Source organism: Pantoea sp. B9002 (assembly GCF_013385945.1).
Taxonomy (GTDB): Bacteria; Pseudomonadota; Gammaproteobacteria; order Enterobacterales; family Enterobacteriaceae; genus Pantoea.
In genome coordinates, this window is sequence record NZ_JACAPA010000037.1 from 26,292 (window position 1) to 39,882 (window position 13,591).

Consider the following 13,591-nt stretch of genomic DNA (forward strand, 5'->3'; position numbering starts at 1 on the left):
CCTCGCATAGTGAATCTTCGAGTATGGAGATAAAAATGCGCTTAAAAAATGGAGATAAAAGGCTATTATTGTTGACCTCAGATCAACGGATAAGAAAAACCTATGGCGATGCTGCTCTATCCAGAAAAATCCATAAGGTATCTCTATGAAGTGGGCAATTACGGTGGTATTCGTCGCGCGGCGGAAGCCCTGGATGTTGATCCCGCCGCCATCAGCCGTCAGTTATCGCAACTGGCGCGGGAGATGCAATTGCCGCTGCTGGAGCGACGTGGCCGCAATGTGGTGTTGACCGAAGCCGGGAAGTTATTGGCTGAAGATTACGCGCACACCCATCAACGGCGCAGCCAGTTGGATCGCCAGTTAAAAGATCTGCGCCATAAACGCGGCGGCTCAATCAAATTGCGCGTCGGTCAGGGCATGGTGGATGAAGTCGTCAGGCATGTATTGCAGCCGTTCTCGCAAACTTATCCCGACGTGTTTATCGATATTCTGTCGGGCGATATGCAAACCACCGTGTCGCTGATTGCCAAAGGCGACGTTGATATGGCGGTGGGTTTTGGCCCGATTGGCCCTCCCGGCCTGAAGTGTTTGAGTTTTCACCGCGGACCAATCTGTGCGGTGGTGCACAGCCAACACCCCATCGCGGATTATTCGCAAATCGAGGTGGCCGCACTGGTCAATTATTCATTGATTGGCATGGACAAAAATTTTGGTATTCAAAGTTATATGAATGCCATGTTCAGTCAGGAAGGATTTATATTCAGCCCGGCTTATAGCTGTAATCTGTTTTCCAGCGCCATCGCCTTAAGCCAGGCCGGCATGGGTATCGCGTTTATGACCGCAAAAGTGGTTGAAGACGACCTCATCGCTAAGAACTTAGTCACCGTGCCGATTCACCATCGCATCGCCCGCGAAAGCCAATGCCACTTATTACGCAGCGCCGATCACCGCTTCACGCCCGCAGCGCAGCATTTGTGGCAATTGCTGGTGACGTTTTTTGAAGGTACGGCGGGAGCGGTTTAATTGATGCTTATTTGATTACAAATTTAATAATGGCTTGCGGCTCTCTTTTGCGGGTTCCGGTTTGATATGGGCACCAAAAAATACGGTACCCCCCGGTTTAAGCAGCAAGGCTTATGGAAGAATCCAGACACGCTAATGCGCTATATCCGCCGTTGACACTCATGCCGGTATCATGGTCGACTTCATGCATAATTACGCTCAAATCTAAGAAATTGAGCCTGCAGTTCATCAAATTAAAATGCACACACTGTCGAGGAAAAATTATGGATTCGCATTTCATTAAGTCCAGATTTTTTTACCATCATTAGTTATCCAACAATCCCGGATGGCACTTTGGCTAAAAAATACATGCCAAATTTGTCTAAACCCTACACATTCGGCATGTATAGAGATTCTGACACAAACACCAGATGATTTTTGCTTACTTTGTCTTAGACACTTTCAGTTATCCTCTCTCCGTATTCTAATAGACATAGAATAAATAACTGCTTAGATTAACACCTCGCATTAACAAATCACCTTGTTATATTATTTCCAATAATTTCTGATGAATGCTTTGAGGATCATCAGGCCAACAAGTCCAACAGATTTTACGACGACCATCCTAATAAGAATGGTATCAAATCGATGTTAGCCTATGCTTACCGAGGATTATTAATCCATTTAAAATCTTCATATAGCTCAGATCTAATCTTATCGAACTCTTCATTTTCATCGATGCTGATCTTTCCATTTATACAAATCAATAAATCATTTAGCGACCCCATTCCACCATATAAACTTAAAAAATCTGAACGGACCCGTTCGGGGAAGGATTCGAAATCATTAGCAAGGCTTCTAATGCTTGCCGACCAATCATTATAGCCACCTAATTGCAGCAGTGCGGCCATACGATTCATTTTTTCTATTATCCTGGACTTATCTTCAGACGTCATTTTAGTGGTTTTATCTCTATGATTTCGGTGCCTGTTATAGACCACGGCTTAGGTACGACAATTTGCCGAGTTCCATCCACGTAAAATCCGTTTTGCTTAGATTCAGCTAATAGAAAAGCCTCAATTTCTCGCCACACAGCTTCATTTTTATCTGATGCTGAGACTAACGATTCAATTAATCCGGTTGCCGTCGCGATGGATAACGCTTCGATACCGGATGCCATTCCATTTTCAATATGTTGGGTTTGCCTGATCTCGCTGTGAATACGGTTGCTAAAGCTAGGCATAAAACCCACTGGGATGGACATACAGAACCCGGCAAAGCATACGTACAGGCCGGCACCGGCTGTTGTCAAGGAAAAAGGCGTACCTCAATCAGACAGCTTTGCGAAGTACGCAACGGTTTTTTTAATATTTCTCTGACATCGGTAACCCGCTTCAGTTCTTTGTTAAGTCGGCGGATCTCAGACTGGGCATCAGAGTGAATTTTCTTGGCTGAGGAGTCAGGGCCGTACTTTTTACCCAGGCATAGAGGCTTTGCGTGGTGATATCAAGACGTGTGGCGACACTTGCAATGGAATGGCCGCGCTCAACAACTTGTTTAACCGCTTCAATTTTGAACACTTCAGGATAACGCTTACCGCTCATAAACACCTCTGAGCCATCTTAAATGACTCTGAGGTGTCTGTTAAACCAGTGGCGATTTACTACTTTATGAAGGTCATCTTTACCCGAACAGACACTGTGAAGTACGGGATCCATATCAATGCTGATATTAAACTGCGGAAGATAGGAACCAATTCATCATACCCAATTTTGACGCCAGGAATTAGCGCATAGAGCGTGTAGGTATTAATCGACAATGTTATAATTATAGCGATCAAAAATGAAATATATAAATTAGGGAGCAACCTCTTTCTTTTTAAGAATTGTGATAGCGTGAACGCCGCAAATAAAAACATCACCACATAAATTGTAAGAGAAGAAATAAAAAACACCTTGGCGTTTATATCTATAGATCGATAATTCTCTATAATTGCCTTAAAAACCTCATTTATATTCAAAAAGTACGTGATGGCTGAAATTATCAATCCTACAAGAGGTATGTAAAGAAGGCCGCCAATTTTTCTAAATTGTATTTCTTCACATCCTGTGCAAAACTCCCTGTCCTGCGGTATTTCTTCTCCACACTTAATGCAACCCCATTCCATGATTAAACCTTTAAATATTATTAAATAACAGTGAGATTTGATGAGTGTTTTTAATCGACTTGATCTTTATAGCTAATTCATTAGACTTTGTTGCCAACTTGCATTTTTCAATTAGTATCTTTTTGAGCGTATTTATAAAAACACCAAGCACAATCGGTTGTCACTTTTAAGTTATGACACATACACATAATATCATAATTAATATCAGGATTTTCTTAAAACATTCATAAAAACACCATCATCCTGATTATTTATTTTTAGAAACCAGAAAAAATCTCCCTAACACAAATATCCGGTAATTATAATCGTTGACTCGGCATCAGTTGTTCAAAGGGTCATGGTTGACACGTTTAGTGATTAGAAAAATGGTTATTATTAATCACGATTTTAGCTGTACTGATTAGCAGCGTTCTGGGAGATAAATGAACACTTCAGCAAGATTGTTACATTATAACATACTTTAGGCCCAGCAATGGTTGAACTGATCCCCAAATCCATCCTCTTACTTAGGGCTGTCAATTTACAGGCAAGTGATTTAGTTGTTAATTATAAGAACGAGGAATACATGTTTAAAAAGGGTTGGGTTAAGCAGTTTTATCTACCGGCGTTTATTTCGCTCTACATCGGCGTACTTCTTAACATTCCGATTTTCATCCGTCGCTATACGCAACTGCAGTTTGATAATACCCTATCATTAGTGACTGAAGTCATCGCTGCATTTTGTTTGGTGATGCTGTTAACGTTGTTAACCTCATTAACCGGGAAATATCTGTCGCGCGTATTAATGACCATGCTGGTGATATTCTCCAGCGCTGCCAGTTATTACATGATCTTCTTTAATATTGATATTGGTTATGGAATTATCGCCGCCGTTTTAGCCACCGATTCATTAGATCTTTCTAAGGAATCGGTGGGTTGGCACTTTATGCTGTGGATGGTAATTATTAACCTCATCCCGCTGTGGTTAACCTGGCGCGGAATGCGCAGCAGTTCTGTCGAAAATATCAGCAAAAAACGTTATTGGTCTTATAAATCCATCGCCATTGTTATTGCCGCGTTAGGTTGCTGGTTGCCATTGAATTTAATGGGTAAGGTGCAGGATGAACAGGATAAAAAAAATAATCGCATGATGGCCAGCTACGGCGGCATTGTTGCGGGTACTTATTCGCCGTCTAACTGGTTATCGGGCGTTGGCTTGCTGGCTTATAGCTCATTTAGTCAGGCTGAGGACAACCGTAATCTTTACGATCCCGCTGAACACTTTAAATACGTTCCACCGAAAAATGCGGATAACTTATATATCGTGTTTGTGATTGGTGAAAGTGCCCGCCGCGATCATATGGGTTTATACGGTTACGATCGCGATAACACCCCTTATCTCGATCACGAAAAAAACCTGGTTCACTTGCAGGGTTATTCCTGTGATACCTCAACCAAGCTCTCGCTGCGCTGTATGTTTGTCAGAGAAGGCGGCGCCTCAGAAGCTCCGCAGCGCACGCTGAAAGAGATGAATGTTTTCACAGTGATGAAGAAGCAAGGTTTCTCGGAAGATCTCTATTCCATGCAGAGTGAAGCCTGGTTCTATAACAAAGTCATGGCCGACAGTTATTCAATGCGCGAATCTATTCAGGCGGAGAAGCGCAATGTCGGTAAGCCAGTTGATGATATGGCGTTGATTAATGAATTGCAGGACTCTATTCAGCGTCATCCGCAGGGTAAACACATTGTGATTCTTCACACCAAAGGCTCACATTATATGTACACCGAACGCTATCCACGCGCGTTTGCCCGTTATAAGCCGGAATGTCAGGGCATTGATGATGCCTGTAGCACGCAGGAGATGATCAACTCCTACGATAATAGTCTTTTGTATACCGATTATTTTCTCAAGCAGACGTTCGATAGCTTGAAAGATAAAAATGCCATCGTGTTTTACGCTTCAGATCACGGAGAATCGATTTCCGATAATCTGCATTTCCACGGCACGCCACGCGATCATGCGCCAATGGCGCAGCGCACGGTGCCGATTATGGTTTGGGCATCCGATAAGTTTTTGAGTGACAGTAATAACAAAGCGTCATTCGCCAAACTTCAGCAACTGCAGAACGACAAAACGCCGGTATTCCACGAGAAGTTATTCGACTCGATATTAGGTTGTGCTGGCTTTACCTCACCAGATGGCGGTATTAATTCAATGCGAAACTGGTGCGATCATTCTACTCTTCAGAAGTAAAGTGACGTTTCTTAGGGAGGATTTATGACGCCAGAAATCAAAACGGAACGATTAATCCTGAAGCCACTGGAAAGCGGTGATGGGCAGGCGATGCAAATCGCCTTCCCGCGCTGGGAGATCGTGCGTTATCTCAATGCTGCCGTGCCCTGGCCTTATCCTGAAGGTGCCTCGCAGGATTACGTTGATAACGTGGTGTTGCCCGCCGTCAAGGAAGGTCGCTGCTGGTGCTGGAGTATCAGACGCCAGGAGAAACCAGAGGAATTAATCGGTCTGATCGAACTGCGCGATGGAGAAAATGATAACCGCGGATTTTGGCTGGTACCTGAGTGGCAGCAACGTGGCTACATGAGTGAAGCCTGCAATGCCGTGAATGATTTCTGGTTTAAAACGCTGGGCCGCGAAGTATTACGCGTACCAAAAGCGGCGGTGAATAGTGGCTCAGTGAAGATCTCACGTAAATCCGGCATGCGTCTGATAGAAACCGGTAAAAGAGAGTATGTCGCGGGTGTTCTCGATTATGAATTGTGGGAATTAACCCGCGAAGAGTGGCTCGCAAGAAAAATAAACTGATGAAAATCCAGGTGCGCATTAATGCGCACCCTACGTTGATTTTTCACGGTTTTTGTAGGGTCGCCATTTATGGCGACCAATTCACGCGTATTTCACCGCTGCCCCGCTACACATACCCCATCATCCGCAGCATCGACTGCGCCTGATTCATCGCTTCCGCGCGGTGCGTCACGCCGAGTTTTTGGTACAGATTACGAATATGCGTTTTGATGGTGGTGGCAGCGACATCCAGCTCGCAAGCAATTTGGTCGTTGCTGTATCCCGAATAGATCAGCCCCAAAACCTGCCATTCGCGTTGGGTTAGCGGGCTGGTGCGGATCAGCTCCGGCACATCGGGATGATTAATCAGGCGGCTAACGAAGCCCTCGTCAAAATGGGCAAACTTATGGCGATGATATTTATTAATCTCGCTGAGAATGCGTCTGGCGCGATGATTATCGAGTTCATCCAGCGTGTTGAGCTGAATCAGCTGACGCAGCTGCTGCGCCATCGCTTCACCTTCAATCACAAAATGGCTGACGAAACCGGTGCTGCGAGCCAGTTTTAATGCTTCGGTCAGCGCCTGCTGCGCTTCCGCTTTGCGCTGGGTTTGCCAGTAAATCTGATTTAGCAGCAGCAGATTGCGATTCATGTCGCTCATCAGGTTGAGCGCGCGGGCATTGTCATTCAGCTCATCCAGCACCACTTCGGCCTGGCTCATATTTCCCAGCAAGATCTGCGCACGCGCGACATTGCGCCACTGCCCTTGCAGGAAATGATTGTTGGCAAACTCCGGTTTCGCCGTCTGGCGCATCCAGCTGCTGGCACTTTGGCTGTCGCTGGTCATCTGCCAAAAAATCACCCGCACCTTATCGGCATTGGCGATCCAGTCGCTGTGCAGCGATCCGTTGTTAAGCAAATTCTCCAGCCGACTGAGGTGGCTGCGCGCATTATCCAGATTGCCGCGCGCCAGCGAACACTGCACCAGCAAACCGAGGCACTGAATCTGCTGCTGCGGCTGATAGCCTTTCAGCACTTTTATCCCTTCGCGCGCCGCCTGTTCCGCTTCGTCGAGTCGGCCCCACGCCCATAATAGTTGGGCGCGAATACGCAGCAGGAATTCGTGCATCGGGAACTGCGTCAGATGCTGCTCTTTCACCAATACAAATGCCCGCTCCTGCATCTCATAAGCGGACTGTAAAAATCCCTGCGCGAACAGAATCTCACTCTGCTGTATCAGGCTCCACAGCGCGTAATTCCACGCTTCTTCGCGACGCGCCATCTGCTCGGTCTGGCGCATCAGCTTCAGCGAACTGCTCAGCTCGCCTTTGCAGTGCATCACTTCGCCCAACACCGACGTCGCCACGATGCAGCTGTATTGACGGCTTTCCGGCAGCGCGTCAAGCGCCAGTAACGCCAGCCGCTCGGCTTCTTCGGCGTTACCATCGTTAATCGAAACCTGCGCCAGCAGGGCGTTGAATTCGCCGCGCAGCACATCATCAATCTGTTCGCTGCACGAGTGCTCAAAACGCATCAGCAAACTGCTCACTTCGGAAAAACGGTGCTGGCTTTGCATCAGCCACGCCTGCAATAGCAGCAGCTTTGGATTTTCCAGCAGAATCTCCCACGGCAGCGCCTTGAGAGAATTTTCCAGCAGCGTCAGTTCGCTCTGATTAAACAGCGTCCAGGCGTATTGCAGCAGCACATCGCGCAGCATCAACGCATCACCGGCGGCCAGCGCATGATGGATCGCTTCGCCGGGAAAACCCAGCCGCATCCAGCTTTCAGCCGCCGCGCGATGCAGCGCAGGCAGTTCCGCCGCCAGTTCCCACTGACAGCGCTGACGCAAAAAGCTGCCAAACAGCGGATGATAGCTAAACCACTCGCCCGAGTTATCCATGCGCTGCAAAAACAGGCCCTGACGCTCAATCTCTTCCAGCCGCATCTGCCCTTGTTCTTCGCCGGTTACGCAGGCGATCAGCGTGTCGTTCATCGATCGCAGCAGCGCGCTTTTCAGCAGAAACTGTCGCGTGGCGCTATCGACGTTATTCAGCACTTCCTCAACCAGATAATCGGCCAGATGGCTGGCGTTAATGCCGGAAAGGCGGCGTGCGGAATCCTGGGCGGAGCTGGCACCCTGACGCGTCGAGAGCGCGATCAGCTGCAACGCCGTCGCCCAACCCGCCACGTCATCACACAAACGCCCGCTCTCTTCCGATTCCAGCGGCGTCGTCAGGCGACAATCAAAAAACTGTTTGGCTTCATGATGGGTAAACGCCAGCTGCTGGCTGCCTAATTCAATCAGCTGTTCGCGCACGCGCAGGTTGGCAATGCCGAGCTGTGGCAGATTGCGTGACAGCAAAATCAGCGTCACATTTTCCGGCTGGTTACGTAAAAAGAAGCGCATCGCATCGTGAATTGCGGGATTAGTGATGTGATGGTAATCATCAATGATCAGCCAAATCGGCTGCTGCCACGCCGCCAGCTCACTGAACAACTGGGCGAACAGCGCATTTAGGTTGATGTACTGCCGTTTCTGCGCCAGCGCTTCGCTGGAGGCGCAGCCGCCCTGCGTTGCCTGCTGCAGAGCCGCGATCAAGTAATCAACGAAGCGTTCCGGCTGATTATCGCCCTCATCCAGTGAATACCAGCCCAGATTGGCTTTCCCCGCCGCCCATTGTGAGATCAGCGTGGTTTTGCCATATCCCGCCGGACTGGTCACCAACACCAAACGGTAATTGCCCGCCGCGCCGAGTTTTTGCATCAGGCGCTCGCGCGCAACCGTGTTCTCAAGGCGGACCGGTCGGCTAAGTTTGGAGGGTATTAACATCGGTAAACGCTTCTCCCTAAACGTGGCGCATCATTATTTTACGCTTCGTAATTAATAGTCACATACGTTCAGATATTCGTTTACCTAATGCAAGCTAACCCATTAAGCAGTCTTAACAAAAGCGACGGTTATCACATTCCTGTCACACTTTAAGATTTCCCTCAGCCTCTCCTCCCCGCTCATCCTCCCCGCTGAATTTGGTGCAGGAGGAGGAGCGCGTAATGGCTGACGCGCAGAATGAAGCACATTCACCTCCGCCCTGACAGGACTGATTATGAAATTTGACCGCACCCGTTTTAAACACGCGCTAACCCGCCAATGGCAACGTTTTGGTCTGCACGATGCGCAAGAAATGACGCCAAACCAATGGTGGCAGGCGCTAAGTGGCGCGCTGGCCGACATGCTGGCGGAGATGCCTGCGCCGCCTGCTGCCACGCCGCAGCGTCACGTTAACTACATCTCGATGGAGTTTTTAATTGGTCGTCTAACCGGCAACAATCTGCTCAACCTTGGCTGGTATGACGAGGTGAACGAGGCGCTGGGCGAGTGGAATATCACGCTGAGCGACGTAGAAGCGTGTGAAACCGATCCGGCGCTGGGCAACGGCGGTTTGGGTCGGCTCGCCGCCTGTTTTCTCGATTCGATGGCGACCGTGGGTCAACCCGCCACCGGCTACGGACTCAATTATCAATACGGCCTGTTCCGCCAGCACTTCGTTGATGGCGCGCAGCAGGAGATGCCGGATGACTGGCAGCGCGACAGCTATCCGTGGTTTAACCACAACGCGGCGTTAACCGTGCCGGTGCATCTCGGCGGCAAAGTCATCACGCAAGATGGCGTTGCGCGCTGGGAGCCGGCGGTGCAAATTCTGGGCGAAGCCTGGGATCTGCCGGTAGTCGGTTATCAGAATGGCGTTACCCAGCCGCTGCGTTTGTGGCAGGCGAAGCATGCGCAGCCGTTTAATCTGCAGCGCTTCAATAACGGGGATTTTCTGCGCGCCGAACAGCCGGGCATTGAGGCCGAAAAACTCACCAAAGTGCTCTATCCCAACGACAATCACGACAACGGTAAAAAGCTGCGCCTGATGCAGCAGTATTTCCAGTGCGCCTGCTCGCTGGCGGACATTCTGCGCCGTCATCAGCGCGCCGGACGCAGCATTGCCAGCTTGCCGGATTATGAGGTGATTCAGCTCAACGATACCCATCCAACGCTGGCCATCCCCGAGCTGATGCGCCTGCTGCTGGATGAACACGCGCTGAGCTGGGACGCGGCGTGGCACATTACCCAGCGCACCTTTGCCTATACCAATCACACCTTGATGCCTGAAGCGCTGGAGTGCTGGGATGTGCGCATGGTGCGCGCCCTGCTGCCGCGCCATATGCTGATCATCACCCAGCTCAATGCCCAATTGAAGAAGCAGGTTGAAGCGCGCTGGCCGGGCGACGAAGCGACCTGGGCGAAACTGGCGCTGGTACACAATAACCAGCTGCGCATGGCTAATCTCTGCGTCACCAGCGGCTTTGCGGTGAACGGTGTGGCGGCGCTGCACTCGCAGCTGGTGGTGAAAGATCTGTTCCCGGAGTATCACGCGCTGTGGCCGGAGAAATTCCATAACGTCACCAACGGCATCACGCCGCGCCGCTGGATTAATCAGTGCAACCCGGCGCTGGCGGCGTTGATCAGCCAAACTCTCGATCAGCCGTGGCTCACCGATCTCGATCAGCTGAAAGCGCTAGAAACTTACGCCGATCACGCCGCATTCCAGGCGCAGTATCGCGCCATCAAGCAGCAGAACAAGGTCGCGCTGACGCATTGGATTGCAGAACGCACCGGCATCCAGGTAAATCCTGAGGCGATGTTTGATGTGCAGATCAAGCGCCTGCACGAGTACAAGCGTCAGCATCTGGCGCTGCTGCACATTATTGCGCTGTGGCAAACGCTGGTGAGCGATCCGCAGGCCAACCTGACGCCGCGCGTGGTGCTGTTTGGTGCCAAGGCCGCGCCGGGTTATGTGCTGGCTAAAAACATCATCTACGCGATCAACAAAGTAGCGGCCACCATCAACAACGATCCGCGCATTGGCGATCGCCTGAAAGTGGTGTTTGTGCCTGATTACAACGTTACGGTTGCCGAGCGGCTGATTCCGGCGGCGGATCTCTCCGAGCAGATTTCAACCGCGGGCAAAGAGGCATCCGGCACCGGCAACATGAAGCTGGCGCTGAACGGAGCCTTAACCATTGGCACGCTGGATGGCGCCAATGTGGAGATCGCCGAACAGGTTGGGCGCGACAATATCTTTATCTTTGGTCATACCGTTGATCAGGTCAGCGCGTTGAAAGCGGAAGGTTACTCGCCTGACGCGTGGCGCAAAAAAGATGCGCAGCTGGATCGGGTATTGAAAGCGTTAGAGGACGGCACCTTCAGCGACGGCGACGTCACCGCATTCGAGCCGTTGCTGCACAGCCTGAGCGCCAAAGGCGGCGATCCTTATCTGGTGCTGGCCGATTTTCGTCACTACCTCAACGCGCAGGCGCAGGCTGAAACCTTGTGGGCCGATCAGCATGGCTGGACGCGCGCCGCAATTCTCAACACCGCGCGCTGCGGCATGTTCAGCGCCGACCGCGCCATCCGCGACTATCAGCAACGCATCTGGCAGGCCGCGCGATGAACAGCACTATCACGCCAACCGCCGAAATCGCCAGCGAATACATCGACGCGCACGGCCAGCTGCAATCGGTCTCTGCCATTACCCGCCAGCGTTTGCTGGCGGCGATGCATCCCGCGCAACCGCACGCTTCACCGCTGCCGCCGGTGCTGATTGTGCAGGGAGAACACGCGGAGATTGTGCTGCCTGCGCCCGGCATGGCAGGCGAATGGCAGCTGATCGCGGAACAGGGCGAACGCTGGCAAGGGCGCAGTATCGCCAACCAGCCGATCGCTTTGCCTGCGCTGCCTTTGGGTTATCACCAGCTCAGTTTCAGCGCGCAGCAGCAAGCGTTTCACTGCCGGATTATTGTCGCGCCCGTGCGCTGTTACGAGCCGCCCGCCATCCAGCAAGGGCAATCGCTGTGGGGTGCGTGCATTCAGCTGTATACGCTGCGAACGGCGTCCAACTGGGGAATCGGGGACTTCAGCGACTTAAAGCAGATGCTGGTCGAGGTCGCGCAGCGCGGTGGTGCCTGCATTGGCTTGAACCCGCTGCATGCGCTGTTCCCGGCGACGCCGGAAAGCGCCAGTCCGTACAGCCCTTCATCGCGGCGCTGGCTCAACATGCTGTATATCGATGTCGCCGCCGTTGAGGATTTTACGCTGAGTGAAGAGGCGCAGCGCTGGTGGCAAGCGGCCAGTACGCAGCAGGCGTTTCAGGCGGCGCGAAACGCTGAGTGGGTCGATTATTCGGCGGTCACTGCGCTCAAACTGCAGGCGCTGCGCTTTGCCTGGCAGCAGTTTAGGCAGCGCGGCGCAGAAGATGACTTGGTTGTCGCCTTTGAAAGCTTTATGCAGCAAGGCGGTGAAAGTTTGCTGCATCAGGGCGTGTTTGATGCACTGCACGCCGCGCAGATCGCCGAAGACCCTCAGCGTTACGACTGGACAACCTGGCCTGCGGCGTTGCAGTCGCCCAACAGCGCAGCGGTGCGCGCATTCCGCATCGAACACACCTATGAAGTGCGCTTTTATCTGTGGCTGCAATGGCTGGCCGCGCGCCAGTTCGCCGACTGCTGGGCGGTGTGCCAGCAGCAGGCGATGCCAATTGGCTTATATCGCGATTTGGCGGTGGGCGTGGCGCAGGGCGGCGCGGAAACCTGGAGCGATCGCGAGCTTTACTGCTTGCAGGCCAGCGTTGGCGCGCCGCCAGATATCCTCGGCCCGTTGGGCCAGAACTGGGGATTGCCGCCGATGGATCCGCAGATTATGCAGGCGCGCGCCTACCAGCCGTGGATTGATCTGCTGCGCGCCAACATGCACGATTGCGGCGCGCTGCGCATCGATCACGTGATGGCGCTGCTGCGGCTGTGGTGGATCCCCCAGGGCGAAAGCGCGGCGGAAGGTGCGTATGTGCATTATCCCATCGACGATCTGCTGGCGATTCTGGCGCTGGAGAGTCAGCGTCATCACTGCATGGTGATTGGTGAGGATTTGGGTACGGTGCCGGAGAAGATCATCGGCAAGCTCTTCCAGGCGGGCGTTTACTCTTACAAAGTGCTCTATTTTGAGCAGACGTCCAAAGTGGCGTTTCGCGCGCCTGCCCGCTGGCCACGTCAGGCGATGGCGGTCGCCACCACCCACGATATGCCAACCCTGCGCGGCTGGTGGCAAAGCGACGATTTGCGGCTGGGCAGCGAGTTGGGGCTTTATCCTGATAAGCAGATCCTTGCCGGGCTGAATAAGTCACGACTGGCAGCACGGCGCGCGCTGTTTAAAAGTTTGCAACGCAGCGGTTGTCTGCCCGAACAGGCCGAACCGCAGGTGATGGATCGCGGGTTAAGTGCGGCGATGCAGCGTTATCTGGCCGACAGCAATAGCGCGCTGCTGGGCCTGCAACCCGAAGAGTGGCTTGATATGGCTTCCCCAGTGAATATTCCCGGCACCACCAGCCAATATCCCAACTGGCGGCGTAAACTCAGCGCCTCGCTGGAGGAGATGTTTGCCAATCCGCAGATTAATGCGTTGTTGGCTGATATCGATCAACGGCGAAAGCGGGTTTGATTTTGTAGGACACTTGTATTGAGTCGAGCCTCTGTCCGTGCTGGCTGTCCCCCAACCCGGCCTTCCCCCGCTTGCGGGGGAAGGAGACGCTGCCACATGCTGT

Annotated in this window: 10 protein-coding genes; 5 read left to right on the top strand and 5 right to left on the bottom strand. The window is 51.9% G+C overall.

What is annotated here, in order from left to right; all coding sequences use genetic code 11:
- Nucleotides 1–102 precede the first annotated feature (102 nt).
- Nucleotides 103–1,023: a LysR family transcriptional regulator gene (locus HX773_RS18315; RefSeq protein WP_176972710.1), complete on the top strand. Its 921-nt coding sequence runs from the start codon at nt 103–105 to the stop codon at nt 1,021–1,023.
- Nucleotides 1,024–1,664: 641 nt separating this feature from the next.
- Here HX773_RS18315 and HX773_RS18320 read toward each other — a convergent pair.
- From HX773_RS18320 to HX773_RS18335, 4 genes are all read right to left on the bottom strand, one after another.
- Complete coding sequence (locus HX773_RS18320; protein WP_176972711.1) at nt 1,665–1,922, bottom strand: hypothetical protein; 258 nt, start codon at nt 1,920–1,922, stop codon at nt 1,665–1,667.
- Nucleotides 1,923–1,954: 32 nt separating this feature from the next.
- Nucleotides 1,955–2,266: a hypothetical protein gene (locus HX773_RS18325; protein WP_176972712.1), complete on the bottom strand. Its 312-nt coding sequence runs from the start codon at nt 2,264–2,266 to the stop codon at nt 1,955–1,957.
- A 130-nt stretch (nt 2,267–2,396) separates the two neighbouring features.
- On the bottom strand, nt 2,397–2,606 hold the full coding sequence (locus HX773_RS25970; protein ID WP_255433260.1) for a transposase: 210 nt from the start codon (nt 2,604–2,606) through the stop codon (nt 2,397–2,399).
- A 59-nt stretch (nt 2,607–2,665) separates the two neighbouring features.
- The gene (locus tag HX773_RS18335) at nt 2,666–3,169 is read right to left on the bottom strand and encodes a DUF2569 family protein (RefSeq protein WP_176972713.1); all 504 of its coding nucleotides are present in this window, start codon (nt 3,167–3,169) and stop codon (nt 2,666–2,668) included.
- Nucleotides 3,170–3,734: 565 nt separating this feature from the next.
- Here HX773_RS18335 and eptB point away from each other — a divergent pair.
- Both eptB and HX773_RS18345 read left to right on the top strand, forming a co-directional pair.
- Nucleotides 3,735–5,402 (top strand): kdo(2)-lipid A phosphoethanolamine 7''-transferase, encoded by a 1,668-nt coding sequence (eptB, locus tag HX773_RS18340; protein WP_176972714.1) that lies wholly within the window; start codon nt 3,735–3,737, stop codon nt 5,400–5,402.
- 24 nt (nt 5,403–5,426) lie between these two features.
- Complete coding sequence (locus HX773_RS18345; RefSeq protein ID WP_176972715.1) at nt 5,427–5,972, top strand: GNAT family N-acetyltransferase; 546 nt, start codon at nt 5,427–5,429, stop codon at nt 5,970–5,972.
- 106 nt (nt 5,973–6,078) lie between these two features.
- On the opposite strand, the gene malT is transcribed toward HX773_RS18345, so the two are convergent.
- Nucleotides 6,079–8,781 carry an HTH-type transcriptional regulator MalT gene (malT, locus tag HX773_RS18350; RefSeq protein ID WP_176972716.1) on the bottom strand — a complete coding sequence of 901 codons (2,703 nt, stop codon included), beginning with the start codon at nt 8,779–8,781 and terminating at the stop codon, nt 6,079–6,081.
- 274 nt (nt 8,782–9,055) lie between these two features.
- On the opposite strand from malT, the gene malP reads away from it, so the two are divergent.
- Nucleotides 9,056–11,449, top strand: coding sequence for a maltodextrin phosphorylase (malP, locus tag HX773_RS18355; RefSeq protein ID WP_176972717.1), 2,394 nt, complete (start codon nt 9,056–9,058; stop codon nt 11,447–11,449).
- Nucleotides 11,446–13,488: a 4-alpha-glucanotransferase gene (gene malQ, locus HX773_RS18360; protein ID WP_176972718.1), complete on the top strand. Its 2,043-nt coding sequence runs from the start codon at nt 11,446–11,448 to the stop codon at nt 13,486–13,488. The genes malP and malQ overlap by 4 nt, the downstream gene beginning before the upstream one ends.
- Nucleotides 13,489–13,591 lie beyond the last annotated feature (103 nt).